This window comes from Pseudomonas gingeri (genome assembly GCF_013386165.1).
Taxonomy (GTDB): domain Bacteria; phylum Pseudomonadota; class Gammaproteobacteria; order Pseudomonadales; family Pseudomonadaceae; genus Aquipseudomonas; species Aquipseudomonas gingeri_C.
This window is the reverse complement of record NZ_JACAOS010000020.1, coordinates 19,866-43,205: the sequence shown is the minus strand read 5'-3', so window position 1 is coordinate 43,205 and position 23,340 is coordinate 19,866. Positions and strand designations below refer to the sequence as shown.

General features: G+C 53.7%; 16 protein-coding genes and 4 pseudogenes. 12 read left to right on the top strand and 8 right to left on the bottom strand.

Annotated elements, in window-relative coordinates; all coding sequences use genetic code 11:
• Positions 1–302 (top strand): hypothetical protein (locus tag HX866_RS25130; protein ID WP_177140595.1); only part of this gene is annotated, 302 nt, incomplete at its 5' end.
• Positions 303–360: 58 nt separating this feature from the next.
• Here HX866_RS25130 and HX866_RS25125 read toward each other — a convergent pair.
• Both HX866_RS25125 and HX866_RS25120 read right to left on the bottom strand, forming a co-directional pair.
• A pseudogene (locus HX866_RS25125) lies at positions 361–1,519 on the bottom strand (IS3 family transposase).
• 63 nt (positions 1,520–1,582) lie between these two features.
• Positions 1,583–2,002: pseudogene (locus HX866_RS25120) on the bottom strand (NYN domain-containing protein); the annotation flags it as partial.
• A 219-nt stretch (positions 2,003–2,221) separates the two neighbouring features.
• Here HX866_RS25120 and HX866_RS25115 point away from each other — a divergent pair.
• Positions 2,222–2,785 carry a DUF2780 domain-containing protein gene (locus tag HX866_RS25115; RefSeq protein WP_177091346.1) on the top strand — a complete coding sequence of 188 codons (564 nt, stop codon included), beginning with the start codon at positions 2,222–2,224 and terminating at the stop codon, positions 2,783–2,785.
• Positions 2,786–2,878: 93 nt separating this feature from the next.
• Here the strand turns inward: HX866_RS25115 and gpmI are convergent, their stop codons facing one another.
• From gpmI to pyk, 5 genes are all read right to left on the bottom strand, one after another.
• On the bottom strand, positions 2,879–4,405 hold the full coding sequence (gene gpmI / locus HX866_RS25110; protein ID WP_177091348.1) for a 2,3-bisphosphoglycerate-independent phosphoglycerate mutase: 1,527 nt from the start codon (positions 4,403–4,405) through the stop codon (positions 2,879–2,881).
• Between the two features lie 10 nt (positions 4,406–4,415).
• On the bottom strand, positions 4,416–6,023 hold the full coding sequence (locus tag HX866_RS25105) for an NADP-dependent glyceraldehyde-3-phosphate dehydrogenase (RefSeq protein ID WP_371319288.1): 1,608 nt from the start codon (positions 6,021–6,023) through the stop codon (positions 4,416–4,418).
• 89 nt (positions 6,024–6,112) lie between these two features.
• Positions 6,113–6,871 (bottom strand): triose-phosphate isomerase, encoded by a 759-nt coding sequence (gene tpiA, locus HX866_RS25100; RefSeq protein ID WP_177091352.1) that lies wholly within the window; start codon positions 6,869–6,871, stop codon positions 6,113–6,115.
• A complete protein-coding gene (gene eno, locus HX866_RS25095) occupies positions 6,868–8,184 on the bottom strand; it encodes a phosphopyruvate hydratase (RefSeq protein WP_177092106.1) in 1,317 nt (438 codons plus the stop codon). The genes tpiA and eno overlap by 4 nt, the downstream gene beginning before the upstream one ends.
• A gap of 164 nt (positions 8,185–8,348) precedes the next feature.
• Positions 8,349–9,797: a pyruvate kinase gene (gene pyk, locus HX866_RS25090; RefSeq protein WP_177091354.1), complete on the bottom strand. Its 1,449-nt coding sequence runs from the start codon at positions 9,795–9,797 to the stop codon at positions 8,349–8,351.
• A 626-nt stretch (positions 9,798–10,423) separates the two neighbouring features.
• On the opposite strand from pyk, the gene HX866_RS25085 reads away from it, so the two are divergent.
• The 6 genes and pseudogenes from HX866_RS25085 (at position 10,424) to HX866_RS34890 (ending at position 18,291) form a co-directional block, all read left to right on the top strand.
• A complete protein-coding gene (locus tag HX866_RS25085; protein WP_177092107.1) occupies positions 10,424–11,833 on the top strand; it encodes an NAD(P)/FAD-dependent oxidoreductase in 1,410 nt (469 codons plus the stop codon).
• On the top strand, positions 11,820–13,058 hold the full coding sequence (locus tag HX866_RS25080) for an NAD(P)/FAD-dependent oxidoreductase (protein WP_177091356.1): 1,239 nt from the start codon (positions 11,820–11,822) through the stop codon (positions 13,056–13,058). Before HX866_RS25085 ends, HX866_RS25080 begins: the two co-directional genes overlap by 14 nt.
• Positions 13,059–13,089: 31 nt before the next feature.
• Positions 13,090–14,505 (top strand): glycerol kinase, encoded by a 1,416-nt coding sequence (locus HX866_RS25075; RefSeq protein ID WP_177091358.1) that lies wholly within the window; start codon positions 13,090–13,092, stop codon positions 14,503–14,505.
• A gap of 240 nt (positions 14,506–14,745) precedes the next feature.
• Positions 14,746–16,218 carry an amino acid permease gene (locus HX866_RS25070; protein WP_218179771.1) on the top strand — a complete coding sequence of 491 codons (1,473 nt, stop codon included), beginning with the start codon at positions 14,746–14,748 and terminating at the stop codon, positions 16,216–16,218.
• A 39-nt stretch (positions 16,219–16,257) separates the two neighbouring features.
• A pseudogene (locus HX866_RS34895) lies at positions 16,258–16,899 on the top strand (cache domain-containing protein); the annotation flags it as partial.
• 309 nt (positions 16,900–17,208) lie between these two features.
• Positions 17,209–18,291 carry a methyl-accepting chemotaxis protein gene (locus HX866_RS34890; protein ID WP_371319287.1) on the top strand — a complete coding sequence of 361 codons (1,083 nt, stop codon included), beginning with the start codon at positions 17,209–17,211 and terminating at the stop codon, positions 18,289–18,291.
• A 44-nt stretch (positions 18,292–18,335) separates the two neighbouring features.
• On the opposite strand, the gene HX866_RS25060 is transcribed toward HX866_RS34890, so the two are convergent.
• Positions 18,336–19,115 (bottom strand): DeoR/GlpR family DNA-binding transcription regulator, encoded by a 780-nt coding sequence (locus HX866_RS25060; RefSeq protein ID WP_177091360.1) that lies wholly within the window; start codon positions 19,113–19,115, stop codon positions 18,336–18,338.
• Positions 19,116–19,669: 554 nt separating this feature from the next.
• Between HX866_RS25060 and HX866_RS25055 the strand changes: the two genes are divergently transcribed.
• The 4 genes and pseudogenes from HX866_RS25055 (at position 19,670) to HX866_RS25040 (ending at position 23,241) form a co-directional block, all read left to right on the top strand.
• Complete coding sequence (locus tag HX866_RS25055; protein WP_177091362.1) at positions 19,670–20,026, top strand: DUF1937 family protein; 357 nt, start codon at positions 19,670–19,672, stop codon at positions 20,024–20,026.
• Positions 20,027–20,492: 466 nt separating this feature from the next.
• Positions 20,493–22,394: a potassium transporter Kup gene (locus tag HX866_RS25050; RefSeq protein WP_371319286.1), complete on the top strand. Its 1,902-nt coding sequence runs from the start codon at positions 20,493–20,495 to the stop codon at positions 22,392–22,394.
• A gap of 33 nt (positions 22,395–22,427) precedes the next feature.
• A pseudogene (locus HX866_RS25045) lies at positions 22,428–22,552 on the top strand (AAA family ATPase); the annotation flags it as partial.
• An 83-nt stretch (positions 22,553–22,635) separates the two neighbouring features.
• The gene (locus tag HX866_RS25040; protein WP_177091364.1) at positions 22,636–23,241 is read left to right on the top strand and encodes a CGNR zinc finger domain-containing protein; all 606 of its coding nucleotides are present in this window, start codon (positions 22,636–22,638) and stop codon (positions 23,239–23,241) included.
• Positions 23,242–23,340: the final 99 nt, after the last annotated feature.

Here is a 23,340-nt window from a genome sequence, read left to right as displayed (position 1 = left end):
ATACCCTGGCGTTCACTTGCGCCAAACCCGTCATCCCCGAAGCCCCCTACAAACCCACGCTATTCGCCATCCAGCCCGGAGTAACCGCCCAGGACGCCCTGGTCTACGTTTCCAATCTGCTCGAAACCGCAGAACTCAATGGTGACGAAATCAGCCTGCACACCAACCCGGTCGAACGGGCGTTGTTCTGGAGCATGCTGCATTCGGTGGAAGTGGCGCGGGCAGTGGTGGATGCCTTGCTGGAGGGCGCATCTCCCTCCCATCAGCTATCGTCAGCGTCGGGCAGCCCTGCGAATGGTTGAGGTCGTCAGCCAATAAAGCGGCCCACGTTTCCAAGGCGTTGGGTATGGTGTGTAGTGGTCAACTCATCCCGGACACGGTTTTAAGTTTTTCTTCGGTTTTTGCCGGGGCCAACCCATCGTTAAATTGATGAGGCCGGATCCAGTTGTAGTGATGCATCAGGTACTGGCTGATATCTCGCTGAGCTTGCTGCCCGGTCATGTAACCCGTGGTCGGTATCCATTCTGTTTTCAAGCTGCGAAACACCCGTTCCATCGGCGCGTTGACGCTCCTATGTCAACCGGTGCTCCTCGACTCGCCCAAGTCGGCCACAATCGTTGGCGAAATTGGCGGCTGGCGTATTGGGATCCTTGATCGGAGTGAAAGAGCAGCCCTTGAGGTTTTCCACGTTGCTCGTAAGCCACGTCCAGCGCCTTGATCACCAGCTCTGCATCCGGCTTTTCTGACAAGGCCCAGCCCACCACTCGACGTGCATAAAGATCCAGAACAACCGCCAGGTAATGCCATTTACCCTGCGCCCAAATGTAGGTGATGTCGCCACACCAAACCTGGTTGGGCGCCTCGACATCAAACTCCCGGCTCAAAATGTTCGTGATGTCAGGCCGCTCCACCGTTGCCTTTTTGTAAGTGTGGGAGCCCGGCTGCTTGCTGACCAGTTCCAGCTCGCGCATCAGGCTGCGCACCTTGAAACGCCCGATTTGCTCACCCTCATCTTGCATCATCAGCGTGATGCTGCGGCTGCCTGGCGCACTTCGTCCTCGGCTGAATAGCTCGTTCACTCGACTGCGCAGCCTGAGCCTTTCAACATCCGGGGTTAGCCGTTTGAGGCGATCTGCGTAGTAACTCGAACGCGTAACTTCGAACACCTCGCACAAGCAATCAACTGGCTCATGGACGCTTAACTGATTGATCAGCGCGTACGCTCGAGATCTTCCGACATCAAGAGCGCGGTAGCCTTTTTTAGTATCAATTTCTCGCGTTCGAGGCGAGCGATTCGAGCTTCCAACTCCTGGATTTTTTGCTGCTCTGGAGTCAACGCTTTGCTTTGCGGGGTGATGCCGGTGCGCTCCTTCTGAAGCTGGTCGACCCAGCGGCGCAGCGCTGATTCGCCAATACCGAGCGAACGGCTGGCCTCGATGAAGCTGTAGTTTTGCTTGAGTACGAGGTCGGCAGCCTCGCGCTTGAATTCAGCGGAAAAGGTACGGCGTTGCTTGGTCATCTGACACCTCGTTCTGACGAGCATTCTCGCCTAAATGGGTGTCCGGTTTCATTAGACCACTACACATGCGGCTACGAAAGGTCTCGGAGTCTTCTCCTCGCCAAACCCATAGACGGTCAGTCCTTCCTCACGTAGTCGGGAGGCGAGGCGGGTGAAGTCACTGTCGCTTGAGACCAGACAAAACCCATCGAAGCGCCGGGTGTACAACAAGTCCATGGCATCGATGATCAAGGAGCTGTCAGTCGCATTTTTCCCCTTGGTATAGGCGAACTGCTGGATGGGCTGAATGGAGTGATCGAAGAGGACTTTCTTCCAACCACCCAACTGAGGCCCTGTCCAGTCGCCGTAAATACGTTTCACGCTCGCGACACCGTATTTGGCTATCTCTTCGAAGAGACCTTCCACAATTGCTGCGGGGGCATTGTCGGCGTCGATCAGCACTGCCAAGTGTTTCTGTGTGTGATTAGAGGAGTGAGTGGCCATGGTCATCCTTGAGTAGAGGCTTTTGACATACAACCAAATGTTCACCGAAAAAGCCAATGTTCACGGGCAGATGCTCGAGATGCTTCCCGCGTCCAGCTCGCGCACAGCAAATCTGTTGATTAATGCAATGGCAGGGAACAATAAGTGTCACGACCAGTCGAACTGCTGCTTTTCACCACCTGATTGCAGGTGGCTTTCGGGGTTCAGGAGTCCGTTTTGATGAAAATTTCACGCGGCTTTGCTTTGGCTTCGCTTATGACCCTTGCGACCGGCCCGGTCTTTGCCGCCGATTTCAGCTTGGACGACATGGCCGCAGCGGTGTCCGGCATGCAGGGCGGCGACAAGGCGGCAGCCGGAGCACCTGCCTCGCAAACAGCAGGCTTGCTGACTGCATTGAGTTCGCTGGACGTGACCCCGGAGCAGGCAATCGGCGGTACGAGCGCGATGCTGGGATTGGCGAAGAATCAATTGAGCTCGACCGATTACTCACAGCTGACCAAGGAGGTGCCAGGACTGGGTATGTTGTCGGGTAACGGCGGACTGGGTGCGCTGGGAGGGCTGCTCGGCAGTTCGTTTGACCAATCGTCAACACTGGACAGCACCTTGGGCAACCTGGACAACGTGAAGAACACCTATGACCTGAACAGCGCCTTCAGCGCGCTGGGTATGGAAGGCGGAATGATCGGCCAGTTTGCGCCGATTCTTCTGCAATACCTCGGTCACCAGGGTGTTGGCGGTACGCTGCTTAATAGCCTGGGCGGGATCTGGGGCGTCGGGGGCTGATTCAACTACGCTCGAGACTTCCTGAAGTAAGCAGCAAAACCGCATGTACTTGAGATTTCCCAAATACATGCGGCACTGGCGACGTCGGTACTGTCAGATGTGAACCAGAAGGCTACGGCCACTCATTTCACTGGGCACCTTGATTCCGAGCATTTCGAGCAAGGTCGGCGCCAGGTCACAGAGCCGGCCGTTATCAACGCGGATGCCCTCGATGTTGTTGCTTACCCAGATCAGCGGCACAGGATTGACCGTGTGTGCTGTATGGGCCTGACCTGACTGCACGTCAAGCATCTGTTCAACGTTGCCATGGTCTGCCGTGATCAGACATTCACCACCGTTCTTTAGCGTCGCGTAGACGACGCGTTCCAAGCAGCTATCCAGCGTTTCGACAGCTTTGACAGCAGCATCGAAATTTCCCGTATGACCAACCATGTCGCCGTTTGCATAATTGCAGACGATGAGGTCGAAGGATCCGTTATCAATGGCATCGACAAGCCTGTCGGTCAGCTCAATCGCGCTCATCTCAGGTTGGAGATCGTAGGAAGCAACAGGGGGCGACGGAATCAGGATGCGCTCCTCTCCCTCAAATGGCGCCTCGCGCCCGCCGTTGAAGAAGAACGTCACATGGGCGTACTTTTCGGTTTCGGCGATCCGCAACTGGCGACGTCCCTGCGTGGCCAATACTTCCCCCAAGCTATTGGTCAGCGGCTGCGGTTCAAACATCACTGGACAAGGTATGTCGTCGGAGTAACGAGTCAACGTTAGCAATTGCTCAGCAGGGATTACTTGCTTACGAGCAAACTTATCGAAGTCATTGTTGGTCAAGGCACTGGTGATTTGCCGAGCACGGTCAGGGCGGAAGTTCATGAAAATAATGCTGTCTTCCGGAGCAATCCCTACTGTATCCCCAATCGAGCTAGCCTTCACGAACTCGTCCGTTTCACCACGATCATAAGCAGCCATCAACGCTGTGGTAGCGGTGTTGAATTGGTATTCGGCTTGGCCGTCGGCGATCAAATTGTAGGCAGCCTCCACTCGATCCCAGCGGTTGTCTCGATCCAGCGCAAAATAGCGTCCGATCACGGACGCGATCCGTACATTCCGCATTACGTGAATGTGCGCTTCTAACGTGCTGATGAAGCTAAACGCGGACTTGGGAGGCGTATCTCGACCATCAAGGAATGCGTGGATGTACACTGGACAACTGGTCTTCATCGACAAGACATCTGTCAGCGCTATGATCTGGTCGATGTGGCTGTGCACTCCGCCCGAGGAGACAAGCCCCATGATGAGCAGCGCACCGCCACGTTGCGACGTGGCGTCGATCAGGTGATTGAGAGATGGATTACCTGCGAACTCTCCGTCGTCAATTGCCTTATTGATCCGTGTGAAGCTCTGGTAGACGATCCTACCGGCACCGAGGTTCATGTGCCCCACCTCGGAGTTTCCCATCTGTCCATCAGGCAGTCCCACGGCTATGCCAGAGGTCTCGATCTGGCTGCTGGGATACTCCTTCAAGAGCCTGTCGATGGTAGGGGTTTTCGCAGCAGCGAACGCATTGGCGTCTGTGGACTCCCGCAGGCCAACGCCGTCCAGAATGATGAGTGTTTTCGCGGTCATCATCTCGCCTTTAGAAAATGTAGTCGGTGGTCAAGAACGACGATTCGCGATTGCGAATGATATCGCTGATTAACGCTTTGTTGCTGTCTTGGAACTTGGTAGCAACTAGGGTACGGATGGAGAACACACGCAGTGCGTCGTGTACAGAGAGCGTCCCTTCGGCCGAGTTTTTGCGGCCATTGAATGGAAAGGCATCCGGGCCGCGTTGGCACTGTGCATTGATATTGATACGGCCCACTTGGTTGGCGAAGGTATCGATCAGGCGCGCAACTTCTTTGGAGTTGGTTCCGAAGATGCTGAGCTGCTGGCCGAAGTCCGACTCCAGCACGTAGTCGATCACCGTCTCGATATCTCGGTATGGGACGACGGGCACAACTGGGCCGAATTGCTCTTCGTGGTACACGCGCATTTGCGACGAAACTGGGTACAACACAGCCGGGAAGAAGAAGGTTTCGTGGGATTGGCCACCCCCTTCGTTCACTACTTGTGCACCTTTTGCCTCTGCGTCAGCCACCAGGGTATTCAAGAACTGAGTTTTCCCAGGCTCTGGCAACGGCGTCAGTGAAACGCCGGACTCCCAGGGCATACCTGCCTTGAGCGCAGAAATTTTGGCGCTAAGTTTGTCCACGAAGGCGTCAGCAACGTCTTCATGAACGAACAGGATTTTCAGGGCGGTGCAGCGCTGACCATTGAATGAGAGTGCGCCGGAAACTGCCTCTGAAACCGCGTTATCGAGGTCGACGTCTGGAAGGATGATGCCAGGGTTTTTGGCGTCTAAGCCCAAAACTGCGCGCAGGCGGTGAGGGCGTGGATGCAGTTTCTTGAGATCGCTCGCACCCTTGTTGGTACCGATGAAGGCGAAGATATCCACTTTGCCTGATGCCATCAGGGCGCCCACGGTTTCGCGGCCACTGCCGTAGATAACGTTGATTACGCCAGCGGGGAAACTATCTCGGAACGCTTCGAGCAACGGGCGGATGAGTAGCACGCCGAATTTTGCGGGTTTGAACACCACGGTGTTGCCCATGATCAACGCAGGGATCAGGGTGGTGAAAGTCTCGTTGAGCGGGTAGTTGTACGGCCCCATGCAGAGGGTGACGCCTAGTGGGACGCGGCGAATATGCCCCAGAGTTTCCTGCTCAAGCTCGAAACGGCTGGAGCGGCGGTCGAGCTCTTTCAGCGCGTTGATCGTGTCGACGATGTAATCACAGGTGCGATCAAATTCCTTCTCGGAATCCTTCAGATTTTTGCCGATCTCCCACATCAGCAGGTTGACCACCAGGGTGCGCTGCTCGCGCATACGGGACAGGAACGCTTCGACGTGCTGAATTCGCTCGGCAACCCGCATCGTAGGCCATTCACCACGCCCGTTATTGTAAGCGAGCACGGCTGCATCCAGTGCTTGGAGAGCAGTTTCTGCATCCAGTAATGGCGTGCTGCCCAATACCACCTGCTCTTCGGTGCCTGATACCTTAACAAGCACCGGACTACGGACTTCTGCTAAAGGGCCATCCCAGATTATAAGCCCGCCACCTACCAGGTACTCGCGCTGCTGCATTGGCTCAGGAGCACTGTACTCTGGGGGGATGCTACCAACCTCGGGAAAGAGGCTTTTCATTTCATCAGGGGTCATCATAGATACTCTAGGAATTAGGATTTTCAATACGCCTTGATGGCGTGTTCATCAGGTAGGGCGTAGCCTCGCCATCACGCGGCGCCTGCACTTGCGCAGATGGAGAGGAAGGCGTCCGCGTCCAGCGATGCGCCTCCAATCAATCCGCCATCGATGTCAGGCTGGCTGAAAAGGGCCATGGCGTTTTCGGCCTTGACACTTCCGCCGTATACGATCCGCTGTTCTTGTGCTGCCGAGGGCTGGATGCCATGGAGGTAGTTGCGAATGACTTCGTGGATTTCTTGCGCTTGGGCAGGGGTTGCGGTTTCACCGGTACCAATTGCCCAAACTGGTTCGTAGGCGATGACTGCACCCTTCAAACCCTTGATACCCACGCATGCGATGACCGCTTGCAGTTGGGAAGTGACAACTTGATAAGTCCGGTTTTGGCGCCGCTCCTCCAGGGTTTCTCCGATGCATAGGACGGGGGTAAGCCCTGCCTTGAGCGCAGCTTCAAATTTTCTGGCTACTCGATCGTCGGTCTCCCCAAAAAGGGTTCGACGCTCGGAGTGGCCCACCAGTACCCATTGGCAGCCAACCTCTACCAGCATTGATCCGCTGACTTCGCCGGTATAGGCACCAGAGCTGTACTCGTTCAGATCCTGAGCGCCCAACGTCACCCTGCTGCCGAAAAGGTGTTGAGCAATGCCCGACAGGTAAGGCGTTGGCGGACAAACTGCGATGTCGACTGCGTCCGAATCTTTCGATGCGCGCAGCAGGCAGTCGAGCAACTGAGCATTGCTCGCTCGCCCTCCATTCATCTTCCAGTTGCCGATGACGATCTTTTTTCTCATGACCGGCCCCCGTTTTGGAGTTTCGCCAGCAGGGGAGCGGTGTCGTACGCAACGTCGGTCGTTTCAACCTCTTCGATCCGCAAGAGTTGGTTGTACTTGCCAACACGGTCAGAGCGGCACAGCGAGCCGGTCTTGATCTGGCCTGCACGCGTTGCCACTGCAAGATCTGCAATGGTGGTGTCTTCTGTTTCACCGGAGCGGTGCGAAATGACGGCGTTATAGCCTGCATCCTGAGCCATCTGGATGGCATCGAACGTCTCGGTGAGCGTGCCGATCTGGTTGAACTTGATTAGGATGGCATTGCCGATACCTTCTGCAATGCCTCGCTTTAGGATCTTGGTGTTGGTGACAAACAGATCGTCTCCCACCAGTTGGACACGGTGCCCCAGACGCTCAGTGAGGGCCGCCCATCCCGCCCAGTCGCTCTCATCCATGCCATCCTCGATCGAGGCAATTGGGTATTTGTCGCAGAGGTTGGCTAGGTAGTCGACGAAGCCCAGCGAGTCGAACGATTGCCCCTCACCTGCGAGCACGTAGCGACCATCCTTGTAGAACTCGGACGCAGCGCAGTCCAAGGCTAGCGTGACGTCTTGGCCGATTACGTAGCCGGCTTTCTCAACAGCCTCCAGGATGATGACAAGAGCCTCTTCATTCGAACTCAGCGAAGGGGCAAAGCCGCCCTCATCGCCGACTGCTGTGCTCAGGCCTCGATCCGACAGCACCTTCTTCAAAGTGTGGAAAATTTCGGCACCGACGCGCAGTGCTTCCTTGAAGGTCTTGGCTCCCACAGGCTGAATCATGAACTCCTGGATATCGATATTGTTATCAGCATGCTCTCCGCCGTTGATGATGTTCATCATCGGTACCGGCATGCTGTAGCTGAACGGTTTACCGTAGATCTGCGCCAGGCGAGCGTAGAGAGGAACCTTCAAGTCGGCTGCACTGGCCTTAGCCACTGCCAGCGAAACGGCCAGGATTGCGTTCGCACCGAGTAGCGACTTGTCCTCGGTGCCGTCCAGAGCAATCATCGCGTTATCGATGGCCTGCTGATCAAGCGCGTTCATACCTTTCAGGCGTTGCTGGATCGGCCCGATGACATTAGCAACGGCTTTCTCGACACCCTTGCCCTTATAGCGACTTTCGCCGTCTCGTAGCTCAAGGGCTTCACGAGTACCGGTCGACGCTCCAGAAGGAACACTTGCAAAGGCAACAACGCCGCTTTCAAGGATCACGGTAGCTTCGATAGTAGGGTTACCTCGGGAGTCGAGGATCTCGCGAGCCGAGATGCTGTTAATGATGCTGTTGCTGGTCATCGTGTTCTTACCTTTGCGAAGTTGAATTGGGTCGTGAGTCGGCACAGTTGCGGCCAGGAGTTCGCGTTGCTCTGCACGGCTTTCGCGGATGTCGAAATCGCGTGGCCAAGCACTTTGCATTCCCGACTCGGGCCGACCTGATGCTTTCTTAAGGTCGGTGGTGCTCATTGGATGTCATCACCCACACGCACGATGCGAAGGGTGTTGGTACCGCCCAGTGCATTGGCGTAGTTACCCATTGTGATCAATACATGGTCGCCTGCCGCAACGATCCCGCGATCAACCAGCTCTTTCACTGCGCGGGTATTTACTTCGTCATTGGCGATGTCGTTGCTGTCGAAAGGAATGGTCGACACACCACGAAACAGAGCCACTCGATGCTGAGTTCTGATGTTGCGGGAGAACGCGAAAATCGGAAGGTGTGAGCGAATGCGCGACATCAGGCGAGGGGTATCGCCGCTTTCGGTCATGCAGATGATCGCCTTCACGCCGGTCAGATGGTTCGCTGCGTACATCGCTGAAAGGGCGATGGATTCGTCAATCCGGGAGAAGGTTTCGTTCAGGCGATGCTTAGAACGATGGGCCAGATGATGTTTTTCCGCTCCCAGGATCACGCGGTTCATCGCTTCAACCGTTTCTATGGGATAGGCGCCGGCAGCTGTCTCGGCTGACAACATCACCGCATCGGTTCCATCCAGGACGGCGTTCGCAACGTCGAATACCTCTGCCCGGGTAGGCATTGACTGGGTGATCATTGTTTCCATCATCTGGGTGGCGGTGATCACCACTCGATTCAGAGTGCGGGCCCGGTCGATGATGAGCTTTTGTACCGCTACGAGTTCTGCATCGCCGATCTCTACCCCCAGGTCTCCCCGGGCAACCATGACGCCTTCAGAGGCCAGTATGATTGCATCGAGGACTTGCACGTCCTGCACGGTTTCAGCACGCTCGATCTTTGCGATTAAGCCTGCTTCTCCACCAGCCTCGGTCATCAGTTGCCGGGCCAGTTGCATATCGGCCGCATTGCGTGGGAACGACACCGCCAGATAATCCGCGCGCATCTGGGCAGCGGTGAGAATGTCCTCTCGGTCTTTCTCTGTGAGAGCAGAGGCGGACAGGCCGCCACCCTTACGGTTGATGCCTTTGTTGTTCGACAATGGCCCGCCAATCAGCACCTCGCAGACAAGCCGAGTTGGTTCAGCTTTGAGCACTTTCAATTCAACTCGACCATCGTCGAGCAGAAGAATGTCATCAGGACTGCTGTCGGATACCAACGCCTTGTAGTCGATACCCACACAGTCGACCGTACCTTCGTCTCGGCCAAGCGTCGCATCCAGTATGAATTCGGCACCTTTAACCAGCGTGACCTTGCTGTCGGCAAAACGAGAAATACGAATTTTTGGGCCCTGCAAATCTGCGAGGACAGCTACGAACCGACCATGCTTCGCTGCCATGTCCCTGACCAGTGCTGCGCGAGCAATGTGTTCCTGCGCTGATCCATGCGAGAAATTGAGACGTACCACATCGACTCCGGCCTGAACGAGCCGTTCGATGGCTTCAGGGGAGTTTGTGGCGGGGCCGAGGGTGGCAACGATTTTCGTTCTGCGTGACATGGTAAGGACATCTCGGTTATGGATGAGGCTGATCAATGACGTACTCAACAGGTCGCACCATCCATGCCGGAGCGTTTTTTTTGTGAACGATTATGGTTTTTTGTCTCGTATATCGGTCAATAAACTGTGTAATAAGTGACTGATATGCTTTTTAGTTGTGAGGTATGTATGGGTTTTCATGGTTTCAGTGCGAGAGAAATCATCGTTTACCCTTTGGCTGACGCATTTAAAGTGTCTATAAACGCCACAAAATAAAGGGTAGGTAACACTTTCTGCACCTTTGTGTAGCTTGGTAACGTGTTTCAACACGATTATGACTGAGCCAACAAAATCTTGACCGATTTTGGCCTGCCCGTTTTTCCGACTCTCAAATGGAACGGGCAACATGAAACGCAGTGACGAACTAAGCGTTGAAATGGCTACTTCAGGCGAAAGAGGCCTGTTTGATGAGAAATATCGTGCGTCGTCGAGCTGCCGCTAGGAGCGATTGGGAGGGGGTGCGCTGACTTCTATTGACCGCTCTACTGTTTTTAAACGGTCAAAACAACATCGAATTTGGCAGTGGCATATGCAGTGCAGCTTATTCGGTCAACACAGATGCTGTATTTCATTCAATAGGCAAGATCATGATGAAACCATTCCCGAATCACACCGATGCCTACGATGTCGTAGTTATCGGCGGCGGCGTAGTGGGATGCGCGATGGTGCGTCGATTTACTTTGGAAGGCGCGCGAGTGCTTTTGCTCGAAAAAAGCCCAGACATTTTGTCGGGCGCGAGTAAGGGTAACAGCGCGATCCTGCATACCGGCTTCGACGCCCCGAGTGGAAGTCTTGAGCTTCTGTGCATGCAGGAGGGTTACCGGGAGTATCTGGAAATTCATCAGAAGATGAAGCTTCCGCTGCTGAAAACCGGCGCGATGGTGGTGGCTTGGAACGAAGCCGACCTGGATAAGTTGGGCGGGATCGTCCAGCAAGCTCATGACAATGGTGTCGCGGACGTCAAGTTGATCGACCGGGCGCGTGTTCGGAGTCTGGAACCTCACCTCGCTGATCACGCGCTAGCTGCGGCAGAAGTACCGGGTGAATACCTGATCGACCCTTGGTCAGCGCCGCTGGGATACCTGCTGCAGGCCATGATGCACGGTGCTGAAGCGCAGTTTAACTGTGAAGTCACGGGTGGAAGCTTTGATGGGCTAACCTGGTCGCTTACCACCTCCAAGGGGGATGTCCGTTCAACGACCGTGATCAATTGCGCAGGGTTGTTTGGTGACAAACTTGAAGAGCAGTTGCTTGGTGAGGCGTCTTTCTCGATCCATCCTCGCAAGGGGCAATTCGTTGTATTCGACAAAGCAGCCTCGAAGTACCTGACCAATATTGTGTTGCCCGTTCCGAATGAACGCACCAAGGGCATCGTCATCACTCGCACTGTCTATGGAAATCTGCTGGTAGGTCCAACGGCAGAAGAGCAGGACGATCGCGTCCATGCACGCTTGGACAGCTCCATTCTTTCTCAGTTAGTCGATGCGGCGGTCGAGCGTATCCCGGCATTGGAAGGGATGCCGGTGACGGCAACCTATGCAGCGCTGCGCCCAGCGAGTGATAAGAAGGAATACCGGATTCGGAAAGTAGCCGACCGCAATTGGATCACTGTGGGGGGCATTCGCTCCACTGGCCTTACGGCTGCTCTGGGCATCGCCCGCCACGTCGTCAGCCTCAACGAAAGCTCTCACCAGAGTGTCCCAGCAGCTTCGTTGCAATGGCCGAGCCTGCCCAATCTTGCCGAGCACTTGCCGCGCGATTACCAGCAGCCAGGTTACGGCGAGATCATATGCCACTGCGAAATGGTGACCCTGAGAGAAATCGACGCTGCACTTAACAGCGCGTTACCACCAGGGGATTTGGGAGGACTTAAGCGTCGCACCCGTGCCTGTATGGGGCGCTGTCAGGGGTTTTACTGCGGAGCACGGGTGGCCGAACTCAGTGCTGGCCGTCTTGCCGTTCCGCTCGCTACAGGTGTGTGCCATGAAACCCATTGAAATTGAAAAAGTGGATGTCGCCATCATCGGCGGTGGCCCCTCTGGATTGTCTGCTGCGGTTGAGTTGCGTCGTCAGGGAGTACAGAAAGTCGTTGTCATTGAACGTGAACCTGAGGCCGGTGGGATCCCCCGTCATTGTGGTCATCCACCGTTCGGTTTCTGGGAGTACGGCCGTATCCTGACCGGCCCGGGCTACGCGAAACGCAACGTGAGTGAGGCGTTGAAAGCGGGCGTGGATATCCGTGTTTTGCACTCAGTCACTCGCTTGGGCGCCAAGGGGCTACTGGAAATCGTGAGCCCTAACAAACCGGTGACCATCCAAGCCAGTCGAGTACTGATCGCAACAGGTGCTCGTGAAACGCCACGTTCAGCTCGACTGGTCGGTGGGGATCGCCCGTTGGGTGTTATCAACACTGGTGCATTCCAGTCTTATCTTTATCTGGAGCACCTGAAACCTTTTGATCGCCCACTGATAGTCGGCACCGAGCTTGTGAGCCTCTCTTCCATCCTCAGTGCTCGTCGCGCGGGCATTCGGCCTGTGGCAATGATCGAGGCCAACAACCGCGCGACTGCTCGCTGGCCTTTGTCGCTATTCCCCCGGTTGTGCGGCGTCCCTATGTACTTCGGTGCGGAACTTCTGGAGGTGCACGGCACAGGCCGTGTCGAAGGCGCCAGTGTTCGTCTGGCAGACGGAGCCATCAAGGAGTTCGACTGTGATGGCGTCTTGCTCACCGGTCGTTTCACTCCGGAATCGAGCCTGGTAAGGCTCAGTGAGCTGAAGCTCGACCCGAAGAGTGGCGGGCCTGTGATCGACCAATATGGTCGCTGCTCTGATCCCGCCTATTTTGCCGCAGGCAACCTGCTTCGCCCTATCGAAACGGCTGGGTGGTCGTTTCGGGAAGGTCGCAAGATTGGCTCACTCATCGCTGGGGATCTGAGGGGGCAACTTCCCTCCAAAACACCTTCTCTTGAGGTCGTTTGCGGGGAAGGGCTCAAGTTATGCGTGCCTCAGCGCCTGGTGCTGTCCTCGGTGGAGGGTATGAAGCATCTGCAGTTACGTGTCAGCCAGGCTACCGAAGGAGAGATTGTGGTGCGTGCAGATGGTCAGGAAGTTTGGTCTCGCAAGAGTTCCTCGCTTCCGGAGCGGCGAATACTCATTCCCATCGCTAGCTTGAACCTGCCCCAAAATACCCAGCAAATCGAAGTCGACTTTGTCGGCCAATAACAAAAAAACTGCCAGCTTAGGAGACTAACTAATGCGAATTGCAGCACTTGATCAAGGCACTACTAGCACTCGAGTACTTGTTGCCACTCAAAATGGGGCAGCCGATATCCAGTTGTCGTTGCGTCACCAGCAGCATCACCCTCATCCAGGTTGGGTTGAGCACGATCCTATTGAATTGCTCAATAATATACAGCGCTGCCTGGAAGCTACCGGGAAGGTGGATGCAATCGGAATCGCAAACCAAGGCGAAAGCTGCTTGGCATGGGATGCGAAGACGGGCGAGCCTCTTTCTCCAGTAATTGTCTGGCAGGACAATCGAACCTCTAGTGAGATCGCCAAGCTGCGCAGTGAAGGATGTGAGGCAGTTACACTTGAACGTGCAGGGCTACCCCTCGACCCATATTTTTCGGCAAGCAAACTCGCTTGGATATTGCAAAACCTTCCTGCGGCTAAAAGCGCATTCAAAGCTGGGCGCCTAAGGTTGGGTACTACTGATGCATATTTCCTGGATCGGCTGACTGGTGTCTTTGCCACCGATGTCACTACGGCTTCACGTACGTCGCTTATGAACCTGGCGACAGGCCAATGGGATCCTGAGTTGTGTGAGCTATTCGGTGTTCCGATCGAAGCTCTGCCAGAGATTCGCGATACCGTAGGTCATTTCGGAGAGATTGGGGTCACCCCTGTAACCGCATCTATAGTCGATCAACAGGCGTCACTGTATGGCCACGGGTGCAGGGTCGGGGGCGATGCCAAGATCACCTTTGGTACCGGGGCATTCGCTTTGACATTGACCGGCGATCAGATCATTAGGGCGCCAGAAAAAGGGTTGCTGGCAACTATCGCTTGGCAAATCGCGGGTAAACCTACCTATGCCATGGATGGAGGGGTTTATGACGCAAGTGCAGCGGTTGAGTGGGCGGGACGTCTCGGCCTATTTTCCGACTTCTCTGAACTAGCAGCGTTCGACGAACCTCCTGCCATTTCGAGGCAGTTGGCATTTGTACCAGCCTTGTCCGGTCTGGGATGTCCCCATTGGGATCGCAGTGCTGCGGCCCTCTGGGTGGGAATGAATGGGGGGACGACCAAACAGGATATGTGCCAGGCACTGCTGGAAGGTGTTGCTTTACGCAGCGTGGAAGTTATCACCGCTATGGATGGATTCTTGAGTGTCACCGATCACTTGTCCATTGATGGTGGTCTGGCAAGAAGCCCTTATTTTGCACAGTTTCTTGCTGACGCCCTGCAGCGGTGCATTGTAACTCAACGTTTCGACGAGCTGACCTCTTTCGGTTGTGCGGCATTGGCCGCAAAAGGGCTCGGTATTGACCTAACCCCGCCTCGTAATACCAGCACCCACTTCCACCCAAAAGTCTCAGCTGAGACCGCTCTGGAGTGGCGGAAAACGTTTACTGATGCTGTGGGTCGCTGTCGCGACTGGCGTTAACTGATTTATGCAGGGTGATTTCTCGCCCGTTATTAATTTCGGTGGTTCTTTATAGGCGCGACACCTGGATGGAGTGATCGTTACCTGACCGATCCGCCACTAAAAAGGTGCAAAGCCACAATAAAAAACTATCTAGTAAATGAAGTGCGGTAAATGGTTTAACTCCAGCACCATCGCTCGATATTTAGATAAGAGTGACGTGGCGGAGGTTGATGATATGCACACTAGAGGAGACATCACGTGTCTGATAAAAAAAATAACTCACAGCCAGGAGGCGTGGGAGCAGTTGTTGGTGAGGACGGTTATCAAGCGCAGTTCGAAAGAACACTTGGAAAGTTTGAGTCCTTTGCAGTGGCCTTTTCGTTCATCTCTATCACTACAGGTCTTTTTTCAACCTACGGAAGTATGTTGATATCTAGCGGCCCGGTGGGCATCTGGACATGGCCGCTTGTGACATTGGGTACTATATTGGTTGCTCTTGTTTTTGGCCTTCTTGCGAGCAAGATCCCCTTGTCGGGTTTCAGCTATCAATGGGCCAGCAGGTTGGTGAACCCCGTTCTAGGGTGGTGGTTCGGTTGGGCAAGTTTTGCTTTCTTGGGGATAGTCACGGTGGCTGTGGACTATGGGCTAGCCCAAGTTGCATTGTTTCCGTTACTTGGATTGGAGTACACGCCTGCGGGAGGAGCACTGACCACGGTGGTGGTCTTGGTCGTGCAGATGCTGTTGATCATCTGGTCGACACCAATCTTGACAAAAATCAATAATATGGCCGTTGGGGCAGAAGTCGTCGCAGTGTTTGGACTCATCCTCGCAATCGGGGCTGCCGTGGCTTTTTTTGGGAAAGGCAACCTGTCCAACCTCACGTCTACTGGGATTGTTCACAGTGACAATTACTACGGTTGGCTGGGCCCTTTCATGCTCTCCGGACTGCTCGGTGCTTTCACTTTGGTAGGTTGGGAGTCAGCGGCAAATCTTGCTGAAGAAACCCACAATCCCAAACAAGTTGTTCCTCGAGCGATGATAAATGCGGTACTGGTCAGTGGCGTCCTGGGAACCTTATTTCTGATTGTTATCAGCCTTGGTATTGGCGATCACATCGTTGAGCTGACCAAAAGCTCTTCGCCGGTTGCAGATATCATCCAAATGACGCTTGGTGAAACATTCAGCAAGATCATCTTGGTCGTCGTCTGTATAGCGATTTTTGCTTGTGGACTGGTAATCATGACCAGTAACAGTCGACTGATTCACGCAATGGCACGCGACGGGCGTTTGCCGTTTTCTGAAAAGCTGAGCATTGTTCCACGTCCAACAGGCGGGCCGCTTTGGGCAACTATTGTTGCTGGTGTTGTGACTATCTTGATTGTGCTGAGTTTTTATAGCAACCCGGATGCGCTTACCCAACTATTAGGTGCCGCGTCACTGTTTCCAGTGCTGCTATACAGTGGAACTGTCTTGCTATACATCGGTACTCGTCACAAGCACATTCATCATCCAGATGACTTCACTCTAGGCAAGTGGGAGTGGCCGGTGGTGGTTGGTGCATGCGTCTGGCTATTCGTTGAGAGTTGTGTGTTCATCATTCCGTCGGACTTCAGAGTTGCTCAGTTGTACGTTCTAGCGTCCATGGGGGGGGGTGTCGTGGTCTTTCTGTCTGTCTGGATTACCCGTCGTAAGCAGCTTGAGCGCATGCCGGCGTTGGATTCCTACCTGTAAACGTATGCAGATAGCACCTGCGTCCGCGAGTGGCCGCAGGTGCTTTTTTGCGTCTCGCTTTTGTTAATATCGCGGATTGATTTTGTGCCTAAGACAATAATTGCTCGATTTACATTGAGTTTGGGATTCATCTTATTGGTCATAGCGACGTTAATTTGCAGCGTGATCATATTTCGTGGAGAGCCAAAACTTGTCACAGCTCAGGTGCAAGCGTCTGAGCAATCAGCTCTCGCGATATCTCGACAACTTTCTATTAAGCTCTCTGAGATTGAGGGTAGAACGGCAGCTATTGCCGATCTTGGAAGTTCTCTGCCACTGGATGAGGCGTTAGCTAAATCCACGTTGATCAAGATCATTGACGGCGATGGAGACGTCGCTGTCGCTGGTGGTGGGCTATGGCCGGAGCCAAATGCTTTCACTCCGGGTATCGAGCTCAATAGCCTCTATTGGGCGCGATCCGACCAAGGGAAATTGATGTTCTCTGATGAGAACAATGGCCCAGGGATGACCCCATACCAAGATGCGGACTGGTACAAACAGGGGCGTACTGCGGCTCCTGGTAAGTGCGGTTGGTCAGACGCATATATCGATCCGGTCAGTAAGGTTCTCATGACTACGTGCTCAGTGGCCTATAGCCGAAATAACAAATTCTCAGGTGTAGCCACTATTGACCTTACCCTATCTGGTTTGGCGGAATTCCTTAACGCCAATGGCAACGTTACAGGCGGTTACGCATTTGCCATCGACCGCTCCGGTAACGTGCTCAGTTTGCCTGGTGTTCAACCTGGCACCCATGCCGAAGGGGCTCCAGATTTACTAGCCAAGTATCCTTGGTTTGGAGACGTTCTTCGTTGGGGGCGTAACGCCGATGCTCATCCGGGTACCATCCTTGTGAGTCGTGAGAAGTCTTTCAACACTGCCGCATACGTGAGCCTGGTGCGTATTGCTGACACAGGGTGGGTGATCGGACTGGTAACGCCGGAACACAAAATGACCGCGATTGCGAGTCAGCTCTCCAGCGATGTGTTGATCGCCTTGATTCCTGTTTTGGTGATTCTGTTCGGATTGATTTGGGTGGCTGGTCGTTCGCTGCTTAGGTTGATTGGTGAGACCACCAACCAAATCAAGAGCTTGGGAAAGGAGCGTAATCCAGGAACCGGTAAGCTGGAGATCGACCGAGAGGATGAGATAGGTTTGCTCCGGCATGCGGTGAATGACTATGCCGGTCGCCTTCAGGGAATGCTGGATAGCATTGCTCGAGAGTCGGCGATGCTTCAAGGACAAGCGGACGCAGTTACCAACCTTTCAGTAGTGATGGCCGAACGGGCGGAGCAGCAGCGGCAGGACAACACGATGTTGGCAACTGCTGTGACGGAGATGGCCTCGAGTGCTTTGGAGGTCGCAAAGAACACAAGTGATTGCTCTGACACGGCCGAAGACTTTCTTAACAATGCGCGATTGAGTCAATCGTATGTCAAGCAAAACGGCAAAACCATCGACTCGTTGAGTTCCGACATCTCTGGTGTTGCTGCGTCAATAACCCAGCTTGGATCTGATATCGAAAGCGTTAGTGGCGTGCTGGATGTGATCAAGTCTATTTCCTCTCAGACCAATCTACTCGCACTCAATGCTGCAATCGAAGCAGCTAGGGCGGGAGAACTGGGGCGTGGTTTTGCGGTGGTAGCGGATGAAGTGCGGGCGCTCGCAGGGCGTACCCAAGCATCTGCAGATCAAATCCAAAGCATGATCAGCGAGCTCCGTCAGGCTTCTATGACGGCAGTCAGTACGATGGTAGCCGGAGAGAGTCGCACTCAGATGGTGGCTGAGCAGGCAGGAACCCTTAACAACTCGATTGAAGGAACGATCACAGGATTCGATGACATTGTTCGACGGGCGCGGCAGATTGCCGTTGCAGCCCAGGAGCAAAGCTGTGTCACTCAAGAGATCAACGAACTGGCTGTGCGAATCCATCTCGCGAGCGAGGAAAGCGCCCGCGACTCCTCGATACTCAGCACTCTGAGCCAAGGCATGCAGGATCTATCTCGCAGGCTTGGAAGCCTTAGCAATCGCTGAACATACGGAAAAAGCCTGACCTCACGTGTCAGGCTTACCGCCTATTACCAATCGGATTTACTGAGCATTGGCGCCTCATGTACCTCTACGTGGGCATTTTCCAACGCCTGCGCGAGCTCTCCCATTGGCTTGCGGTCAATGACGAGTCGATCAATGCGCTCCAGTGGGAACACTTGGAAAAGGGCTCTTTTCCCCAGTTTTGAAGAATCGGCAATAACCGTCAGGTAACGCGTGCGGGCGATCATCGCCCGAGTGATTTCTGCTTCTTCGATTGAGAAGTCGAATGCTCCATCCGCGCTGAGGGCACCGATCGTGACGACCGCGTGTTCGGCGTTGAAGCGAGAGATCTGTTCCATCGCCAGAGCACCGATGTTCTGTTCCGACTCAGGGCGATATTCCCCACCGATCATGAAGACTCTGTTGCCACTGGCTCCGATGCTGCCGGCAATGCGGAGCGAGTTGGTAATGACAGTGATTCGATTGAGCTTGGCTAGTTCCTGCGCAAAAAAAAGAGTCGTTGTACCTGTGTCGATAAGGACACTGTCGCCAGGTTGATAAAGACCTGCTGCATAGCGTGCGACTGCGCGCTTCTCCTGAGAATACTCGTTCATACGAGTCTGAAAGGCGTTTTCATGTTCTCCCGTTGGAGGCAGCGCAGCACCGCCGTGAAACTTTGTGATCTGTCCATTATCGGCTAGCTCCGTTAGGTCTCTTCTAATGGTTTCCTGAGACGTACTGAGAGTCCTTGCCAACTCGTCAACTGATATTCGCTCGCGTTGGCGCAGGAGTTCGAGGATGTGTTGCCTTCTTTCATTTGGGCGCATGCCAACTCTCCGAATGTCACGCCAGTACCCAAGTCTGGTGCATTGGCGTTACCGAGGTACACCATTTCCGCAGCGGTAACGCAGCTGACGGGGGGGGGCCAGGATTGCTTCCTGGGGTTTGAGATACCGTCGAGACAGCTTCACATGCCTGTCTCAGTGGCCATAAAGGATTTGAGCAACATAACTTGAAAATATTGACTGATTCTAGAGGTTTCAACATTCAAATCAACAAAAAAACCTTAAGTGGCACGTGAAGTGGTTATTAAATGGTGTGAAAACAATAGATCGCGGCTCTTTTTACGATGGCTGAAGGCTAAAAGCGGTCATCCGTCTTCAGGGTCATCTCCTGTTTTTAGGCGAGTAGATTCACGGATGTGCTGACGCTTTCGGCAAAAGATGTCGGTGGTTAGCGGCGTAAGGCCGATATGAAGCGCTTGTCTTGAAGGGCGCACATTCAGGAAGCCAGGTCAGTCCGGGTTTACTGTTCCCGTTCTTCAAGAATTAAAACCAACCTAAGGCGAGCGTCCGTCTCGCCCTACTATTTAGAGGTAGCAATGAGAAAGATCTTTCTAGCTTGTCCGTACAGTCATGCTGACAAATCAGTCACCCATGACCGCTACATGCAGTGCAACAAAATCGCGGCGACTATTGTAGAGTCTGGTAACGCGGTGTTTAGTCAAGTGTCGATGTCTCACCCGATTAACTTGACTTTTGAAGGCAAGGACAATGCTGCCATTGGCAAGCTATGGGGCCCGGTTGACGCCGTTTTCATGGACGTCATGGAAGAGCTCATCATCCTTGATCTACCCGGTTGGGATTTAAGCTCTGGAATAAAGCGGGAGATCGAATTTTTTGAGAGTCGTGGCCAGAAAGTAAGTTTGTGGTCAAATGTTTCAGCAGAGTTCAGCTAATTTCTTAGTAAGCGACACGTCAATACGTGTGTCTGTAGGTCTGTTGGCGGTGTACCAAATAGCTTGTGATATTTCACATGTTTGAATATAAAGTTGAATTTTTTTTGGGGCATAGTCTCTTGGGAGAGTTCACGGTTAAAGGTTGATGGTTGGAGGGTGAAGCCCTTTCATTGTGCAATGCAGTGTTTGGTCGGTTGGTCGCCATTTTTCTCTCTGACCAATTAGGCTTTCGAGTTGTTTCGAAAGCCTTTTTTAATCTGCATCTTGAATCGATTAGAAATATTTCTTAGGGATGATCTGAATAATATCTGATGCCTTAGAAGAGAGAAAATGGCTTTGTAGTGAAAGGGTATCGACTGCACTATTTAGAGTTTTTAATTTAACTAATAATCCTCAAAACTGCGCTGAGAGCTGTGTTACCTAAGCACGGAATACGGTTTGGCCAGCAATATTCGAGAAGTAAAAATTGACCGACGCAGCGATACACTTACCTGAAGAACCTAAAGCCAAACACTCTATGGTTGGCCTCCTAATATCCGCAATAGGGGTCGTGTACGGAGATATTGGCACTAGCCCCCTCTATACCCTCAAAGAGGTATTCGCTGCTCACTACGGCGTACCGACCAGCCACGATGGCGTTTTGGGCATTCTCTCGTTGATCTTCTGGTCGCTAATCTGGGTAGTCTCGTTTAAATATGTCTCGTTTCTCCTTCGTGCCAATAACCAGGGCGAGGGCGGCATCATGGCATTAACAGCATTGGCCCGTCGTGCAACTGCACCCTATCCAAACTTTAGTAAGGTGTTGGTGCTGCTTGGCCTATTCGGCGCGGCGCTTTTCTATGGTGACAGTATGATTACCCCGGCCATCTCGGTGCTGTCTGCGGTTGAAGGGCTCCAACTTGCCTTTGATGGCATAGAGCACTGGATAGTACCCTTGTCCTTGATCGTGCTGGTAGCGCTGTTCTTGATACAGAAACACGGTACGGCCCGAATCGGCATTCTGTTCGGCCCAGTCATGGTGCTATGGTTTCTGATTTTAGGGGCGATGGGGATCTACGGCATTTTGCAGCGTCCGGAAGTGCTGCAAGCAGTCAATCCTGTATGGGCGGTGAAGTTCTTTGTTGCTCACCTTGGGATGGGGGTGACCATCCTGGGAGCCGTTGTACTGTCGTTGACCGGTGCTGAAGCGCTGTATGCCGACATGGGCCACTTTGGCCGCAAGCCAATTGCTCATGCGTGGTTCATCTTGGTATTGCCTGGATTGGTGTTGAATTATTTCGGTCAAGGCGCCTTGATCTTGGAAAACCCTGAGGCGGTAAGCAATCCTTTCTATCTTTTGGCGCCTAGCTGGGCGCTTCTACCGATGGTAGGACTCTCTACGCTAGCAACCATTATCGCCTCTCAAGCAGTAATTTCCGGGGCTTTTTCCATGACCTGCCAAGCTATTCAGCTGGGCTATATCCCTCGTATGTTTATCCAGCACACCTCAAGCCAAGAACAAGGGCAGATTTATATTGGGACGGTCAACTGGGCGCTGATGGTCGGCGTTGTGCTGCTCGTCATCGGCTTCGAATCTTCCAGCGCTTTGGCGGCTGCTTATGGGGTCGCTGTGACGGGTACGATGTTGATCACCACAATCTTGTCCTCAGCAGTAGTCCTACTCGTATGGAAAACACCTCGCTGGTTGGCAATTCCGATGCTTCTCGGTTTGCTGCTGGTGGACAGCCTTTACTTTGCGGCCAATGCGTCGAAGATTCTTCAGGGGGGGGCCTTCCCTGTCATCGCGGGCATTGGACTTTTCATATTGATGACGACTTGGAAGCTAGGAAGGAAGATCATTGTGGAGAGGCTAGATGAGACTGCTCTTTCTCTACCTCTTTTCATCAGCAGTATCCGTTCGCAACTGCCCCATCGGGTGCACGGTACGGCGGTATTTCTGACTGCCAGGACTGATGGTGTCCCTCATGCGCTCTTGCACAATTTGCTGCATAACCAGGTTTTGCATGAGCAGGTAGTGTTGCTCACTGTTGTGACCGAGGACAGTCCGCGTGTAGCGGCGAATCGGAGATTCGAGGTTGAAGCTTATGGTGAAGGGTTCTTCCGAGTCAGCCTGCACTTTGGTTTTGTTGAGGAGCCTGATGTACCCGCAGCCTTGAGTCTTTGCAACCTGAGTCAACTGAATTTCAGTTCAATGTGTACCACCTATTTCCTTAGCCGTGAGACAGTAGTTTCGGCCAAGCGTATCGGTATGGCTCGCTGGCGACAAAGCCTGTTTGCCTTTTTGTTGAGGAATGCCAACAGCAACCTTAAATACTTCAACCTGCCGCTGAACCGAGTTATAGAGCTGGGCACGCAGGTTGAGATGTAGAAACAAAAAATGCGTATTCACAGGGCTTAAGCAACACCGGACATCAACGATCTCAGCTTTGAGGAGCGACTGGGCCTGATGGTCGATCGCGAGCTGACCGAGCGTGAAGATGCACGCCTGACGACTCGCCTGAATCAACCCGACTGCGGCACAACGCTTTCGCGGTTAGGCGCCGGATCCTGACCCAATTCCAGGCCCTCGCTCTCGCTAGCCTAACATTGCCAACACCAGGGAGGACGGTATGGTTGTTTACAAGTGGCCCAAAGGAGCTTTTGTAGCCGGTCATCTCGTGCTCGACTTCCTCAACACTGTCGATTTCGGTGGCAGAGGCTCAAGCCACAACCGGCTCACGAGTTACTCTACGGTTTTGACATGGGCCCTGGCGGCAAACCTCATCAACGAAGCAGAATTTGATTTGCTCTCATCGGAGGCAGAGGTCGCACCATACGAGTCTGAGAAAGCATTGGCTGATTTAGTGTCGTGGCGTGAAGCGGCATTCAGATCTCTGGCGATCCTCATTCAGAACGAAGGCCCTCCCGAAGATGACTGGAAAACCATCGAGCTATCAATCCAGAAAGCGATCTCTACTGCCGCTCTACGATTCCATGAGTCAGGTACCGTGCGATGGGGGACGACTCCCTCAAGTTTGGGTTTGGAGACGATTGGGCAACGGCTGGCACTCGGTTTGAACGAGCTACTCAGCGGTGCTTTGGTTGCAAAGATCAAGCAGTGTGAGGGGTGTACCTGGCTTTTTATCGACACCTCGAAAAACCACAAGCGGAGATGGTGTTCCATGGCGACCTGTGGGAGTCGGACGAAAGCGTTGAAGCTTAAAGGGCGTAGGTAACTAAGGGCTAGGGTGCCGATTCGCGAAGTAACCAACCTCCGGGGTGCTAAACAGCATCTTCGAGTCATCGGTCTGCGGCATAGACTCACCGTTAACCAA